This is a genomic window from Biomaibacter acetigenes (genome assembly GCF_003691585.1).
Lineage (GTDB): Bacteria > Bacillota > Thermosediminibacteria > Thermosediminibacterales > Tepidanaerobacteraceae > Biomaibacter > Biomaibacter acetigenes.
This window is the reverse complement of the sequence record NZ_CP033169.1, coordinates 1337587-1354100: the sequence shown is the minus strand read 5'-3', so window position 1 is coordinate 1354100 and position 16514 is coordinate 1337587. Positions and strand designations below refer to the sequence as shown.

Genomic DNA, 16514 nt, shown 5'->3' with positions numbered 1-16514 from the left:
ATGCTATTTTTAAAAATCCTGCTTGTTTTATATTCCTTTTTAGTATAAAAACCTTTTTGTTATAGAAAGCTTACTTAAATTTATTCGCACAATAGTGCAAACTCACACTTATGATTACAGGATGGCCTGCACCAGTAATCTTCCATACTGTCATGGCTTTCGATGAATTCCATGGTGGAATCAAGCTTGGATAAAAATTCTTCCCTCTCCTTTGCATTGAAACTTACCTGGGCCACCTCACCCACATCAAGGAAAAATATATACATGCCTTTGAGCTTTATTCCAGCGTGGATTCTTGGATATAGCCTTTCAAACCCAAGATGGTATAGAATAAACTGGGGCCTATAATGGGCTATGAGTCTTTCCATATCCTGCGGGCTATTTATCCTATTGGTCTTGTAGTCTATCAGGCACCCTTCCAGAGAACCGTTATTATCAAATATATCCAGTCTATCAATCACACCATAAACGGTTTTTGCTTTTCCTTCATAGAGCGGCACTGCAAAAGGGATTTCTCTTTCAGTCTTTATCCTGCTATAAGGGTTTATTTTTTCATATTTGGCTTCGGCGATTTTGTAGTTTTTTATTAACCTCTTTATTTCCTCAATTTCATCTGCTGCATTCAAACCTGCATATTGCTTTATTATTTCATTCATATCACCGCCGTTTTCCTTTATTCTCTCAAGGATCGAGTGAATCAACTTTCCCTTTACCGCCCCCTGAAAAACGCTCGATGCAGAAATAAACGCTTGACCGTCGGCACCAGCGAGCATTTCCACATCCTTTTCAAAACGCGAACTATCAAGACCGGCTTTGTATATGTAGAAAAATTTCCTTTGGCAATCTCTAAAAGTGAAATATCTGCTGATGCTGAAGGAAGATTTGATGGTATAATGCGGGGAAAACTCGATTTTCTCTAAAATATCCTTTACAATGTCATCATCAGGACGAACATATTTATAGGCGCTGCTATCAACATTAAGAATTACATCTTTGCCCTCATCAGCTCTAGTATCCGCATATATACAAGTATCTACATAATTGTCTGCGTTTCCGATGATTCCGTCAATACCGTCATTGTCCTTTTCTGATTCGCTAAATCCTGCGCTCATGGTCACTATCGTTTCTTCACCTTTTAACGCCGACTTCAGCATCTTCACGAAGCTATCGAGTTTATCGTCATCTTTTAGCTCCACATCTTCCCCTACAAAGCAAAGGTACCTTTTGGCCCTGGTGGCGGCCACATAGAGCATTCTTTTTGATTCCTCCAGCTCTCTTTCAAGGGCTTCTTCTCTAACAAAATCATATAGTTTATTTTCAGTACCCTTTTTTCCGGTGATTTTATCATCGAATCTTGCTATGATACCGTATTCACCGGAAAATTGAAAGTAAGGTTTATGGCGCTTTGCATTATATAAAAGGGCCCTTCCTATCTCCGGGATAAATACGGCTTCAAACTCCAATCCCTTGGCCGCATGGATGGTCATTATTTTTACTGCATTACTGTCTTCAGTATCCAATACGGCTTCGGCTTCTTTGTTCGAAACCTCCTGAAGGTTTTGGACATAGTCAAGAAAATCTTTAGGCGAGTATATATCTTTGCTGTCAAAGTCCCGGGCGATATTAATGAACTTTTCTATATTCCTGTACATGGCGGCACCGTTTCTAAGAGATAACAGAATCTCTTTTACATGAAACTTTTCAATGATAAGAAGGACAAAATCCGATATATTATAGTAACACGCCCTCTGCCTCATTTCGTTTAAAAGTTCTAATGCGTTTATTACAATTTCACTTTCAGTTTTTGCAAAACATCCCGGAAGTTCTCCTCTTTCCTGTATGGTTAATCCCCCTGAAGCCTTTTTTTCTAATACTTTCTTTAATTTATCCCCGTCATCCAATTTATCAAATATCTCCAGCAGCAAGTCGTCGGAAACACCTATATAAGGCGACCTTAAAACCCCCAGCAGGGCCGCTTTGTCATCGGGGTCATATACGCATTTTAAGATATTCATCATATCTACTATTTCCTGTTTTTCGAAAAAGCCGATACCTCCTATCACACAGTAGGGGATACCGTTCTTCCTTAAAGTTTCTTCAAAACCTGAAAGATTTGTCCTGCTTCTGAACAAAATGGCCATATCCTTATATTCAAATCCGCTGTTTCTAAGGGCCTTTATATTTAAAGCAAGATCTTTTGCCTCTTGTTTAAGGTTATTATCTTCCGGTACATCATTGCCATCAGCCAGAAACTCATCCAAAAAATCTTTCACTTCTTCCTGACTTCCCTTTTTCAGGATGCCCTTACCCTTTTTCCACAAATCATTATCCTTTTTTTGCTTTTCTACCAGGGCATACTCCACCCTGGCGTGGCCCTGATAGCCTTCAACATTCTTTAGGGGCACAAAGTTTGTAAACAGGTTTTTAAATATGCTGTTTACTGTCTTTACAATATCCGGATGGCTCCTGTAACACGTGGAAAGTTCCAGCTTTTCCCCATTTTCACTTATCTTTTGCGTTACAGAACTAAAAACCTCATAATCCGCTCCCCTGAAACCGTAGATAGACTGTTTCACATCACCCACGATAAACAGGGAGCCGGGAGGTATGGCGCCGTCTTTTTCCATTACCAGAGCATACAGTATCTTCCTCTGTACCCAGTTGGTATCCTGGAACTCATCCACCAGAAAATATTTAAAGCGCCGGCGATAGTGTTCCCGAAGACTCTCGTCTTCCAGCAGCCTTATGGTAAATATCTCCAGATCATTAAAATCCACCAGATTATTTTCCATTTTATATTTTGAAAAAACTTCATCAACCTTTTTTAAAATGGTAACGATAAACATCTCTATCTTTTCCAGCAGGTCGACTTCTTCAAAACATTCTTCTCCATTTTCCTTATAAAACCTTGAGATATTGACCAGGGTGCTATCTTTTACTTCATCCGCACTCATGGCTTTTTCCCGCATTTTATTGTAAAGATATTTTATATCTTTTAGTAAGCCTTCTTTGTAGTAATAGTCCGTTCCATACAATCCGAAAAGCTTTTTAAAATCTTCATCGAAACTTCGGTCGGCCATCATTTCATTAATTTGTTGTCTTATGATTTTTGTCAGTAAGGTTTCCCTATCCACATCCTCGATGATTCGGTACATGGGATCCAGACCCGCCATTGAACAGTTCTCCCTTAGAATCTTATCGCAAAAGCTGTGAAATGTGCTTATGTTTGCAGCCTGCAATTCTTCTTTTATAGCGTTTAACCTGCAAAGTCGCTGCGGGTCCTTTTCTTTTAAAATCTTTTCATTTACTAATATCCTTACCCTCTCCTTCATCTCCATAGCTGCCCTGTTGGTAAAAGTGATGGCAACGATACTGTCCACATCCGCATCCTTTTCCAGCATCAGCCTTAAAAATCTTCGGGAAAGCACCCTGGTTTTGCCGGAACCCGCTCCAGCATGAAGGGCTATGTTTTTTTCTACATCCAATGCTTTTGCCTGTTCCTCATTTACATCATATTCCCGCATGGTTTTATCTATATCCACATAAATCACCTCATTTGCAATACCCTTGTAGCGTCAAATCTACATACGTTTTGATACTTGCATTTATACCCCGAAAAGGAGTTATATGAAAAGCACTTTTTAGGCAGCACGAAATCACCTTTTTTAATATCCCGAATCACATGCACTGCCAGATTTTTGAAATAGTCCATCACAAACTCGAAATTGCTCCGGGAAACAGTATCCATATTTCCCCTGTTCTTGCTCAAGGCTTTTCTTTCTTCATCCACTATGATGCCCTCAAATCCGGCGTCTTCAATACTATAATACAAAAGAGCTATGCACTCGGGGTCCGGTAAACCCAAATCCTTTATTAAGGCCTTTTTTACCAGATGGTAATAAATGATGAGCTGAAGATCTCTATCTTCTAGGCATCTTCGCAGGTTCTTGCTGTTTTTTGTCTTATAGTCGTAAATGATAAACCTGCCGGTGGGGCGGTTACCGTCATATTCCAGGTCCACTCTGTCCACCCGGGCGTAAAATTTTAAACCGTCAAATATCTCATCATCAAAAAAGGACTTTTCCAGGAAATGTGGCTGCAGCATCTTCCCTGTAACTTCACTGTAACCTGAAAGATATGCGGCATCCTTTATCAAAAATCTCTTTAAGACTTCCAGTATCTCATCTTTATACATGAAGGTCGCAATGTCGTCGTCGGTCAGCCCTGCCTCATTAAAGGCTCCTTCAGCCTTTTCCCTTAACCTCTCCTCATCGAAGATATGCACATCTTTGCAGCCTTCATAATATCTTTTCAGTATGGCATGGTAAAGGTTGCCCCTGTCTCTTGCGCGCACCACATCTTCGTCATCTTCTACCCGGACCTGGAGCACCTGCTCCACAAAAAACTTGAAGGGGCAATAAATGAAACTGTTGAGCCGGGAGGGGCTAAAACAATAGTCTTCGTCGAACCTACGGGCCCCTTCGGGGCCGATCCTGCCGTCGTAATTTGTAAACCTTCGAGAATTCCTTTGTTCTTCTATGTCATGCGCCCGCTTTACCACCGAAGCCACCCTGCTCTTTCTTTCAGACTTTCAAAAAGGCCGGTAATCGGTGGCAGAGTTTCTTCAGAAAGTTGGGCCGCTGCATTGTCAAAGGACTCTCCCGATATCCTGGAAACTGCTTTATCAATATTATCCTTTGACGTTTCTGCTCTTGTTTTATCTGATGTATCGGTGATTTGCCCAAATCTTCCCAATATCAATTTTTCAGCGGCCTCATTCAGGCTCCAGGCATCACCGATATCGGGGGAAAACCTTTGCCTCATGCTCCTTTTGTCCATTATAGCAGAGGAATCTTTATCAATACCGGCAGTAAAAATGAGCTCCTCCAGAAAGGGAGATTTTATAATGTAACTTCCGTCCTCATCGGCGGTCCTGTAACTTAAAAAAAGGCTTTTTTTAGCCGATGCTACACTCAAGATAAACCTTATCTTTTCTCTGGCATGTTCCCAACCCGGACTTTCCAGATTTACTCCAAGCTTTGCAAGAAGTTGTTTTTCCCTGGAAGTAAACACTCCTGCCTTTATTGGAGCCTTTGGAAAGACCCCTTCATTTAGACCCAGGAAAAAAATGTAATCATAACAGGTCCCTTTTAAAAGGTCGGGGTCTAAAATCTTTATGCCCGCAGGATTCCCTCCTTTCAAGGAGATGGTGGCCTCCTGTATATGTCTCTTGAAAAGTTCCAGGAAATCTTCAGAGTTGACTTGAATGTCAAAATTCGCATATTCCTGCCTTATCTTAATCAATATATCTACCAGTGAAATATATGCCTTTAAGTCCCTTACATATATATCTGAAGAGATCCTGCCGCTTCTGTACAATTCATTCAGCTTTTGTTTGATCCTCAGCCCATCGATTATATTTATCAATTCTTCAACATAGTATGTGATCTTATCTGTAATATTTATCCTCCCATGTATTTGTGCTATGCCGACTGAATCAGCGCTGCAGGCATCCACCGACATGTAAGGTGTTTCAAATGTAATGCCGTCTTTTACCGCTTCCGCTCCTTTGGAAAAAAAGAGAAAAAGATCCCTTATCAAAGGTACGGCTGCAAGTTTTACATATTTTCCCATGCTCATGGGAAGGTTCATCTCTTCAAAGATTTGTGCTATATAATCCCGATAACCCTGGACATCCCCGGTAATCACCGCTATATTTTCTAAAGTAGTTTTTTTCTCATATAAAAGAGACTTGATGATTTTTGCTGCCTGCCTTATTTCATCCGAAACGCACGGAGCGTTTAAGACTCTGATACCGGAAGGCGGCTCCTTTAGCCTTTCACCGGTAAAAAGGCAAGCTGCCAGCTTTTTAAAGTAACCTTCCCGGGAAAAGTCATATTTTACTATTTCCGCTCCTATTTTCGCAAAATCTTTATATATCTCACCCTCTATGAAACTGTCGATAAAAGGCGTGTTCATAGGGACATGACCTATCACCTTTATATATCTATTTTGTACAATGCTTTCTAGAAGCTTAACATCTATCCTGTCAAGATTGATATAGCCGTCCACCGCTATGAGTTCCACATCCTCAAGATATGTACAACTTGCGGAATTTTCTATGGCTATACGGGCCATATCTTCCATATCAACAAAACCGAGTTCCTCAAGTTTTCGGTCATATGCTTCAAATACGGCTGTAAGATTTTCTGCTTTTTTTATCAGGATATTATCACCAGTATCCTGAGCTTTTATTAATAACTCCTTGGGGGAAAGGGCCTGCCTTTTTATTTTTTTTATGGTTGAAAGCAGGCCTTGCAAAAGACCGTATCTTGCATAAACCTTCCTATAAAAATGAAGCTTCCCCTCTAGGTCAAGGTTCCTCATCACTTCCTTTAATACCATAATACCGGTATCTTCCGGCAAGATTCTCCTCGTCCCCAGAAATTCCCTGGCACAATTTTGCTCCAGCTCATCAATGACTATGACATCGGTGTTTATGAGCCCGCCGAATCCTGTCATAAATTCCTGCCTTATGTATTCCGCCAGCTCTCGAGAAGGAGCTATGTATATGACTCTCTTTCCCTTTTTCAAGACATCTATGCATCTTTCCAGCATCATGACGACCATTCCTTTCACTGCACTAAAAGCTGCAGAGAGCGCCTTTATCATTTAATTTATTTTCTATAACGGTCTAAAATATCCTGCCTCTCTTTTATAATTTTATAATACTATTTTATTACTCTTTGTACCAATATAATGGATATAATAGATTAAGAGACACGTCTCCTTTTCAGGGACAGATGTCTGGATGGGGTGGAGGAATGTAAAATAAAAAAGAGGGATACGACATATACCGTTCCCTCTTTATCTTCCAGTTATATCAAAAATCTTTTAATTTTAACTTTCTACAGCTCTTGCGCCTTTGTTTGCCTCTACTAAAGCTGCCGGGCCGCCCACACAACCGCCTTCACATGCCATCCCCTCGAGGAAATTACCTTCAAGTTTTCCCGCCCGGGCAAGGGAAAGCATCTTCTTGCATTCCTCCAGGCCACTCGCCCTGACGGGCTTTAATATGCCACTTAAACCATCGTCATCAAGAACCCGGCTTACCGCATCAGCTACTCCGCCGCTTACCGCAAAACCTCTTCCTTTTGAGGTAGCAGGCGCAAATGAGGGTGGCATTTCGTTTAGATCGGCCGGGTTTATATTTTTTGCATCAAATAATGCATCCAGTTCTTCGAAAGTAAGTACCGCATCGATGCCGCTATCTTGTACCATTGCTTCCTCTTTTTTAGCAATACACGGCCCTATGAATACCACCTTGTGGTCGGGAAGTTCGGCTTTAAGCTTACGCCCTAAAACCACCATAGGTGAAGGTGTCGGGGCAATGTGGCCTACAAGATCCGGAAAATGTTTTTTGATCATGCTTACAAAAGCCGGGCAACAGGAACTTACCAGCCAATTTTTATCTTCTATTAGATGTCTGAATTCTTCTGCCTCAAGCTTTGCCACTTCATCGGCTCCCAGGGCCACCTCCGCGACCTTTGCAAAACCCAATTGAATCAGTGCCGAAAATACCTGCCCAATTTTAACTTTGGGCCCGAATTGGCCAGCGATGGCCGGAGCCACCGCCGCTATAACCTTTGTGCCGCTTTTAAGCCAATCTATAACCTCACAGATTTCAGATTTGTCGGTTATAGCGCCAAAAGGGCACGCGGTACTGCATGTGCCGCAGGATGTACAAATGTCCTTATCTATGATAGAGTTTCTTGAAGGTCCGGGCTTTATGGCTTCTGCCGGGCACGAGCGCTCACAAGGCCTGCTTACCTCCACGATGGCGTGAAATTTACATGCCTTGCTGCACCTGCCGCACTCCACGCATTGCTCCTGGTCGATATAAGCCCTCCTTCCAACTACAGTTATAGCCTTTTTAGGACAAGCATTAACACAGTAATGGGCAACGCATCCCCTGCAAGCATCGGTCACCAGATACCTATCTATGGGACACCTGTCACAGGCGATTTCGATGATATCGATGATCGGTAGCTTTACTTTATGGCCTTTTAACCTTTCCCTCACTATCTGGCCTAACCGTTCTTCCTCATCTACTTCTTTCGGAGAAAAACCCAGGGCAAACTTTATCCTTTCTGCAAGCACCGCCCTTTCTTTGTATACACAGCACCGGTAATGAGTCAATCCCGCCCTCGTCAGAACCCTGGGTAATCTGTTTACTTCATCTTCAAGCTTATCGTCAAATAAAAGACGCGCAATTTGTTTGAGCACCTCATGCTTTATCAATGCTACCTCTGACTTAAACGAACGCATAGTTCTCAACCTTTCTAGCAGATGTTCTGTATACTGTATATTTTATGTCCTGCATCCATTTAAGTCAACCCCATATACATCCTTCAACCGCCATATCCCAGCAAGCATAATAACCAAAGTAACGGTAATATAAAAATTACTTTTTCTCTCTTTATACTTAAGAGGAATGCGATTTATTTCAGGAGAAAGTTTTTCAAACTCCGGGTCTTTGTCTACCAAAGTCGCGTTCATAGTGCTTGCAAGAGCTGCTATAAAAGAATCTAATCACGCTCACATTACATTTAGATTTTATTTCTGCGGCTTTAAACAAAATATTTTCCTCCAGCCATACCTCTTCAAGCTCAAGCTGCCTTACCTCAGATATTAGTTTAATAGCTCTATCTTCGCTTTTTTTGCCATAGTTATATAAGCCAGTTCAAAGATAGACATTGAAGATATATATATTTTTGCTTCGCCTCTTTTTGATTTTTCCAATAATTCTTCTATTACGTCCGAACCTTCCTCGTCTTGATAATATGTGAGTATGGCACTTGTATCAAAAACAAATTTTTGTACATCTTTATCATCTTCATTCATTTTTCCGTTCATGCTCTCTCTCAATTGCTCTATAAACTAAAAGTTCTTCCAACAATCCGGTACCGCGGCCCGCTCCACGGAAAGGTTCCTTTAGAGATGATTTTAACGGAATAATTTCTATTTTTTCTCCTTTATCCACCCAGATAATCTTTGAACCCTCTTCAATATTATATTTTTTCTTATAGATGTAGGAACAACGGTCTGATGCCTATGACTGACAGTGGTTTGTATCAGTTTATTTATCGCCATATCAACCCCTCCAAATAAATTATACGATATCATGTTTGCTTTTACAGGATAATATTACAATCGTTTGTAATATGTTGAAATGTACGCCTAATTAAAATTTATTTTAGTTTTGCTCCGCAATTCCTTCCATTCTTATTCAATATCGTCGAACCTCCAACGTCGGTGTATCTTTCTTCAAACTCAAGAACTTTAAGGGACTTCTCGCCTAACAGTACGACTAGATCGAGATTACAAAGGCTTCATCTTTGCCGTATAACAATCCCACCGGTGCTACCCTCATGACCCCACCGCAGCCCTTGCTGTTGTTTATCGGCCGTTCCATCGTTCCCATCTTGCCGCTTAATAAAGCCGATAGGCATGTATTCCCCGGCCCTCTTCGGGCATAAAGTTCTTTTTCCCCTATAAGCCATCCATCATAAATCGGGTCGTGATCCTTGTTTTTAGGATAACCCTGAGTATGCAACCACCTAATATATGCGTTATAGACAACAGAGGGGATATGACAAATGCCTTTTTTCCTGCCTCCGCTTTCAGCCCGAAGCAAACCCTCGGCAGTGAATAAAGTCATCTGGGTATCGTCAGTAATTTCCGCTTTCTTATAAGAAAAATTGCAATTTATATTTCAAATTCCCCAGGTAATTTTTTATCTTTTCTAGTCAGAGAAATATTACTCCAGGCTGTTTCCCATAACTTTCCTTATTAATCTTATAGCATTATTTGCTCTTTCATTATAATTACGTGCATTGGCATTGCTTGGGAATGGGCTACAATATATTTCCTTCATAAAATCTTTACAATAGTTCTACAGAAAAATCATCAATATTTTTAAAATGCGAGTCTTTAGTTACTAATAATAGACCATACTGATCAGCCAAAGCAGCTATCCATATATCATTTTCTGGTATAGGTTTACCTTTTTTCTTCAAATCGCCTTTTATTTTACCATATATTTTTGCTGTATAAGCATCACAACTAAGAATAGTTGAGTTAGCAACAAAGCGTCAATTTTTTCGATATTGCGTTCCATATTCATTGAATTATAGGCGCCAAAATAAAGTTCACCTATCACAATAACAGGAATAAAAATTTCATTAGCTTTTTCAATGTAACGCTGAATGCTTTCTTCTCCAGAAAAAACTGCAATTACAATATTAGTATCAAGCAATATCCTACCATTCATCTTCATCTATTTTTTCGCAACCTTCCTCAATTATTGTGCTGATCTCTTTTGCATCCTGCTTGTTCATAATTCCCGAAAACGATAACACGTTTTTTGGAGAATTACCCTTGGGTAATGTTAATAATAATGCGTTGATAAAATCATAAACCTTTTTTTGTAGTTCGATTGGTAATTTATTTAAATCTCTGAGTATATTTTCCTTTATCTGAGAATTTATCACTTTTACCACCTCGCATATTAAGCTTTATTATCACTTTTGATTCTCAAATAAACGTTAATCACCTACACTTACATTATATCTTTTCAAAAACTGTTCATCAACAACTCTCGTTAAACTTAAACTTTATATTGATATTTTCATTTCCCCTCATACTGCATTAATTTACTCAATTACCACCGCCGTGCCGGATGCAGTCACCATGAGCATGTTGCCATTTTGCCCCAGCACCTCATAGTCAACATCCACGCCGATTACAGCATTGGCTCCGAGAGATGCCGCTCTGGCCTCCATTTCTTTCAATGCCGCTTCTCTGGCTTCGAGCAGCTCTCCCTCATAGGACTTTGACCGGCCGCCAAAAATGTTTGAAAGACCTGCGGCAAAATCTTAATAAAGTTCACTCCTGAGATCACCTCTCCGAAAACTATCCCCTTATACTCCACGATTTTCTTTCCTTCAACACCAGGGGTTGTCGTCAATATCATTTTTAATCTCCTCCAGAATAATATTTTATTTATTAAATGCCAATTCCCATATCCAGATTCAGCGTATATACATGCCTAAAATAGCCTCTGTCTGAAATACCGAATGTTTCTCCTGCAAAAAAACCAAATCCAATCTCGGAAATATTTCTACAAGGTCATTATAAATATCACCATACAATCTATATCTGCCGTCAACATCATTGATGTCATATGAGAAAACTATACCGACATCAATATCCGCCAGAGGGTCCTCTATATTAACATCCTCGCCATTCAAAATCTTATATACATTTTCCTTCTGGGAACCCACAATTGGGATAAAAAATTGGGCCCTCAGGCTCACCAAACTACTCCATCGAGGGCATGTGATAAATATTAATACACTTCTTTTTTACTATATTCTTTCAATATTTGTTTTTCTGTTTTATGATGTGTAAGAAGATCAATCAAATCTTTTTCTGCTTCTTCTTCGCTGTTGTACTCATTTAGAATTTTACAAAGGCAGTAATGGTCATCCGAAGTTTCATGTATTAAATAACCTTTCCTATATTTGTCCATATGAAACCCTCCATATGATAACTTTATAGTTTCCTTTTCTATCTCCAAATTTAGATTATTTTTCATTTCTTACTGGTTATTTTTTCATCACTCATCTGCAAAATAGTCACTATCGATTTTTTTTACTTCATAGACCCCCACCCTCGAAACTCCTATATTATAATCTATCATGAAATTTGCCAGTTGCTCCCCATCAATGAGAACAATCTTATTTTCTATGCTTTCGGCATAATTTATCGCTTCTTTTGTAAAGCTCGAGGTTGTGATAAAAATACCTTTTTTGGCTTTCTGACCGAGTAAAGCTCCGGCAAATTTCTGAATTTCCGGACGACCTACCTGGTTTTCCCATCGCTTGGCCTGAATATATATTGTGTCTAATCCCAATCTATCTTCCTTTATAATGCCGTCTATTCCTTCATCTCCACTTTTACCGATGGCTTTCCCCGCATCAATACGGGAGCCTCCATATCCCATGCTAACTAATAAATCAATGACAAGTGTTTCAAAAAACGAAGGCGAACATTTCATTACCTTTTGGATCAGTTCCTGCGCAAGATTTTTTCTTATTATTTGATATGCATTTTCAAGTTTCTCTTCGGGAGTCTCATCTCCATCAATCTGTTTGTTATCATTTCGTTTGTTATAGACTTGTGATCGAGAAACTGCTTTGAAATCTCTGAATTCCTGGAATTCCTCTAAAAAGGCGGGTGTTATTTTCTTTATATCGCGTTTTAATACATCAATCCCACGCTCAGTTATTTTAAAACAACCTCTTTTTACCGACTCCAGAAGAACTGCTTTTTTCAAGTATGTACATGCCCAGCTTACCCTGTTGTCAAAAATAAATTGTCTGCCGCTGGGCAGTAGCTCTTTTCTTTCTTCATCAGTAAGATTAAAATACTTTGCCAGGTATTCTATTGCTTCCCTCAACGAATGCTCTTTATTATCTTCAGCAAATTTTAACAAAGGCAGCATTATGGTTTCATAATCAGGAATAGGCAAAGGGCTTCACTCCTTTTTGATTTCATTATCTGCAACCAAATTATGTATAAAACAATACTAAAATATTTTACCAAAATTTAATAGGTGTCACACTAATGAACCTTCCATCTATTGATGCCATATTGCATGTATTTTAATCAGCTTATCTAAGTTTCAGCGTACTTTCGTGGAAATTGCTTACGAATTTATCAAAACAATTAACTGCTTTTTCGGCTAAATCATTACCAGCAAAAACAGGTTCTTCAGGAGGAACTTGGCCTTGATTCAACATTATAATTAATGGTGAAACATGGATAATGCGATGCCTATATTGTATAAGTCGTCGGAGAAATGATAATTCATTTGAGTTAAGACCAATTTCGCTAAATTTTAGACCATATGTTTTATTGAATGCCTTTTTACATTCATCGTAATTTTGAAAGTTAATCTTATTAATAGCGATTTTTTCTAAAAAGTCTTTTGTTCTGATACGGCTTCTTTTTTTTAAAATTTCTAATACTCCGATGTCTAGCTCTCTTTGTGAAAATACCATACTTATCAAGTTTTCTAGATTTGGTTTAATACCTTCCTTCTCAAGTTCAATAAATCTTGTCTTGCAATATGTCTCAAAGCCCGTAACAAGTGTTGCTATTACCAAATTGCAAATTAATACTTCAAAAATATAACCTTCATCTGATTTTCCTTTTTGTAATAACCTAACTCCTTGAATAGTGTTCTGCCATGTTTCAATAGCAGTTGGTTCAAGGACAGGTTTACCGTCAAAAAACATTCTTACTCCTGTAACTTCTGCTCCTTCATCACCTATTTGTATTATACTTCCATCCCTTCCAACTCTAAATTGCTTTTCAGAGGGTACACCTTTAGAAATCACTAATTTGCCTCCTTTAATCCATGGACCAATAAATAACTTCGTTTCTTGTGGAGACCATGTAAATCCCCAATAAGCTTTATCACATCGCTGAACTTTCTTTAGATCAATTTTTGCTACCCAAGTACCAGAACCAGGAGAAGAATAATAATAAATCATTTGCATTTCGCTATCCCTTTTAACCAGAAAATATTGCGCTCCAGAAGAAATCTCCAATATAATACCTTCACCAACGTTAGGGTTGAATAATTCCCCAACATTGCTTATAAGTTCAACGCTTCCCTCCGGTCGATTTACTTTTTTACGAATTTGTTCAATAACGTGAGGCTGGATATTTAGCATCTTTCTCTCCCCTAGTAAATGATTTTAATTCAAAAATTTAAAATTTTTTATGGAATTTTTTGTTATCTTTTAATAATCACCACATCACTTCCCATCCTGCTCAATGATAGGGTATTTGAATTATTAAAGTCATCGAGCCCCAGGTTTAATTTAAAAGGAAAGGCGGCGGAGAGATTGTTTGCTTCAATGAATCTTAGATAATCTTTCTCCAAAGCTTGCATATAGCAGTTTATGAAAAAGAGCTTACAATCCTTATTTTTAATCTCTATTGTCTGGGCTTTAGTGTATTCTCCCACCTTTGCCCTGGTGATGACGCCCCATTCGACCATGGAGCCTACTATCTTTGGAAGCGCGTATTTTACGGTGCTCCTTTCTCCCCACTTTTCAAATATGCGCTTTTCCAGGATTTTTAAAGACACCCGGTCCTGAAGGCTGAAAATCTTTCCCAATGATGATGCCACATCGATAAATATGGGGAAGGCCAGCATTATCATGGACCAGTGAAATAACATTTTCTCATCTTCCGGCACTTTCTCAAACAAATCCAGAGCCTTTTCCTTCAGATCCTCATGAGATGCGGGCACGTTTACCCAGATCCTTAAAAGCTCCACCAGGGTTTTTTGGCGGGTGATTTCGGCCTTTGTTTCCTTTTCAAGATATTCATTTAGATTTTTTCTTATGATTTTTTCATCCTTTTCCCGGCCTGCGAGAAAAGCCGTGAAATTCAGCCATTCTCTTTTTATAAATCGATTAAATCCCACTGTCTGCATCATGTTATGCTCCTTTTCTTACATGGACGAATGGAACAATGACTTCCTCAACGGATGTTCCGCCATGACATATCATTTTTTCGTTAATTTTACCGTAAGCAAAGTTATCATCGCAGATGATATAATTATAATCCCGCGGTAAGCCGTAAGCTTTCCATTTAAAGGCCCTGAATGTTTGAACGGCATTTTCATGGCTTTTGGATTTTTCGTATATTCTGACCCTGCTTTCCGCCTGATCCACACCGAGACCTTCCTGAATCCTGCCCTGGCCTACGGCGCTGACGTTTCCATGGTCCGAGGTTATATATATTTCATATCCGCTGGCGGAAAGCTTCAGCAAAAAGCGCTCCAGCCCTCCTTCTCTGAGCCAGAGTTTTATATCCTGATGCATCCCCGAAAGCAGCAGCTGTCCGCCGTGCACCATGTCATCTATCATGTTTACCACAAGGCCCAGTATCCTGGCTTTCTGGTTTTTGACCAGTTCTTCAAGGCCGTTTTCGTCAAAATGCTTAATATTTCTCATGTAATATATGGCATCGGCCCGAAAGCCCTTATCCATCCAAAACCTCTTCCAGTGAGTTTCATCATTATCCGTAGAAAAAAACGTATCGGCAAAGTACGCCGGCACCTGCCCCGAAAAGATGGCCTGGCGCGATATATAGGTCATGGTGGGGATCCATGCAAAAGATAGGTTTTCCTCCAGTATCCATGTTTTACTCTGATTCAGATGCCTTTTTATTATTATCCAGTTATCCAGAGACATGCCGTCAAAAACTATGAGGGCCACTTTTTTAAAGTTTTCTTTTTGCATCCTGTAATGGATGTGCCAGGGAATATGATGAACCATCACCGGAAAACTTGTATACGATAAAGACGAAAGCAAACCGTAATTTTCCAGAAGCCACTCCTTAAAAGTCCTTTCCAGATGTAAAGAAGTTTTTTCAAATTCCTTAACATCCAGCTCCTTTTTCATATTGCTGTCACTGAATATCACCAATAATTCAGCCCACCGGGAAGCTATGCCCCACCAGTCTTTAAAAGATTCCACCTTTTCCAAGGACGCCCTGACCTTTTCCATCAATTCTTCATAGTTTTTCTTTTTATCGAGAATCTCTTGATAGATTACCCCATCCCGGGCCCAGACTGGAATCCTCTGGATTTCATGGCAATGGACGGGGGTCAAATACCCTTCTGAAAAAAGGTTGTCCATATACACCCTGATATCCGCATGGCCAAAATTCACATCGGATCTGATATTATTTTCAAAAAAAGATTTTATATAAAGTTCCCATTGCTGCTGTAGATAATAAAAGAAGGATTCTTTTCCGGATAAAATTTTTTTAACGGGGAAGTTTATAAAATCCGGATGTGTCTCGAATCTCTTTGAAAGGTAATTCAGGATGATTTCAGGCAATTCTTTCCCGCAGTAAAATATTTTTATCAATGTTTTTATCAAATCTTCGTATGTGTGTATGGTATCCGGAAATATGCCGTAGACGTTTTCAAGTATGAAATCCATGGTTTCACCGTCGCCCAGATTCAGACCCGGGTAATTTTTATAAGCATCGTATATATCACCCAGAATACCGCTGCCCATTTCCTTTAAAACAGTGTAGCTCAGCCCGGGAAAGATGTCTTTTATGGTTATCCTTATTTCCTGAAATATGGACTGAATATCGTAAGGTACATACGTATTTCGTGTAAGCCTCAGTACAATCTTATCCCCGCCTGCTTCATCGATGTCTGTACCTTTATTTAAAATTTGTTCGAAATAAAACCTGAACATATCCGGGTCTTCATAATTAATGAGAGTGTAACCGCAGCTACTTATCCGGGATACAATCTTTTCCCCGGCCACCATATCATCAGGGTCATAGAGCAATATGAAATTATTCTGATTTAAAGGCAACCTCTGGACAATCACATCTTCAATCATTTG

13 protein-coding genes and 2 pseudogenes are annotated in these 16514 nt (G+C 39.5%); all 15 read right to left on the bottom strand.

Features of this window, described 5'->3' with window-relative positions:
• Nucleotides 1-80: 80 nt before the first annotated feature.
• Nucleotides 81-3542 carry a UvrD-helicase domain-containing protein gene (locus D2962_RS06585; protein ID WP_122014540.1) on the bottom strand — a complete coding sequence of 1154 codons (3462 nt, stop codon included), beginning with the start codon at nucleotides 3540-3542 and terminating at the stop codon, nucleotides 81-83.
• Nucleotides 3543-3547: 5 nt separating this feature from the next.
• Nucleotides 3548-4561 carry a PD-(D/E)XK nuclease family protein gene (locus D2962_RS06580; protein ID WP_162991129.1) on the bottom strand — a complete coding sequence of 338 codons (1014 nt, stop codon included), beginning with the start codon at nucleotides 4559-4561 and terminating at the stop codon, nucleotides 3548-3550.
• Complete coding sequence (locus D2962_RS06575; RefSeq protein WP_122014538.1) at nucleotides 4555-6672, bottom strand: PD-(D/E)XK nuclease family protein; 2118 nt, start codon at nucleotides 6670-6672, stop codon at nucleotides 4555-4557. Before D2962_RS06575 ends, D2962_RS06580 begins: the two co-directional genes overlap by 7 nt.
• Nucleotides 6673-6900: 228 nt before the next feature.
• Nucleotides 6901-8328 carry a 4Fe-4S dicluster domain-containing protein gene (locus tag D2962_RS06570; RefSeq protein ID WP_122014537.1) on the bottom strand — a complete coding sequence of 476 codons (1428 nt, stop codon included), beginning with the start codon at nucleotides 8326-8328 and terminating at the stop codon, nucleotides 6901-6903.
• Between the two features lie 363 nt (nucleotides 8329-8691).
• On the bottom strand, nucleotides 8692-8904 hold the full coding sequence (locus D2962_RS06565; protein ID WP_162991128.1) for a PIN domain-containing protein: 213 nt from the start codon (nucleotides 8902-8904) through the stop codon (nucleotides 8692-8694).
• A gap of 466 nt (nucleotides 8905-9370) precedes the next feature.
• Nucleotides 9371-9772, bottom strand: coding sequence for an ADP-ribosylglycohydrolase family protein (locus tag D2962_RS06560; RefSeq protein ID WP_281273779.1), 402 nt, complete (start codon nucleotides 9770-9772; stop codon nucleotides 9371-9373).
• A gap of 172 nt (nucleotides 9773-9944) precedes the next feature.
• Nucleotides 9945-10333, bottom strand: a pseudogene (locus D2962_RS19495) (PIN domain-containing protein).
• A complete protein-coding gene (locus D2962_RS06550) occupies nucleotides 10323-10553 on the bottom strand; it encodes a hypothetical protein (RefSeq protein WP_120766567.1) in 231 nt (76 codons plus the stop codon). The pseudogene D2962_RS19495 and the gene D2962_RS06550 overlap by 11 nt, the downstream one beginning before the upstream one ends.
• Before the next feature lie 162 nt (nucleotides 10554-10715).
• Nucleotides 10716-11035, bottom strand: a pseudogene (locus D2962_RS06545) (putative heavy metal-binding protein).
• Between the two features lie 58 nt (nucleotides 11036-11093).
• Nucleotides 11094-11378, bottom strand: coding sequence for a hypothetical protein (locus tag D2962_RS06540; RefSeq protein WP_122014535.1), 285 nt, complete (start codon nucleotides 11376-11378; stop codon nucleotides 11094-11096).
• A 32-nt stretch (nucleotides 11379-11410) separates the two neighbouring features.
• Nucleotides 11411-11593 carry a hypothetical protein gene (locus D2962_RS06535; protein WP_122014534.1) on the bottom strand — a complete coding sequence of 61 codons (183 nt, stop codon included), beginning with the start codon at nucleotides 11591-11593 and terminating at the stop codon, nucleotides 11411-11413.
• 87 nt (nucleotides 11594-11680) lie between these two features.
• Complete coding sequence (locus tag D2962_RS06530) at nucleotides 11681-12595, bottom strand: restriction endonuclease (protein WP_122014533.1); 915 nt, start codon at nucleotides 12593-12595, stop codon at nucleotides 11681-11683.
• Between the two features lie 142 nt (nucleotides 12596-12737).
• Entirely contained in the window at nucleotides 12738-13805 is a 1068-nt protein-coding gene (locus tag D2962_RS06525; protein WP_122014532.1) for a hypothetical protein, read from the bottom strand.
• A 62-nt stretch (nucleotides 13806-13867) separates the two neighbouring features.
• A complete protein-coding gene (locus D2962_RS06520; RefSeq protein WP_122014531.1) occupies nucleotides 13868-14578 on the bottom strand; it encodes a hypothetical protein in 711 nt (236 codons plus the stop codon).
• A 1-nt stretch (nucleotide 14579) separates the two neighbouring features.
• Nucleotides 14580-16511, bottom strand: coding sequence for a BREX-3 system phosphatase PglZ (gene pglZ, locus D2962_RS06515; protein ID WP_120766963.1), 1932 nt, complete (start codon nucleotides 16509-16511; stop codon nucleotides 14580-14582).
• Nucleotides 16512-16514: the final 3 nt, after the last annotated feature.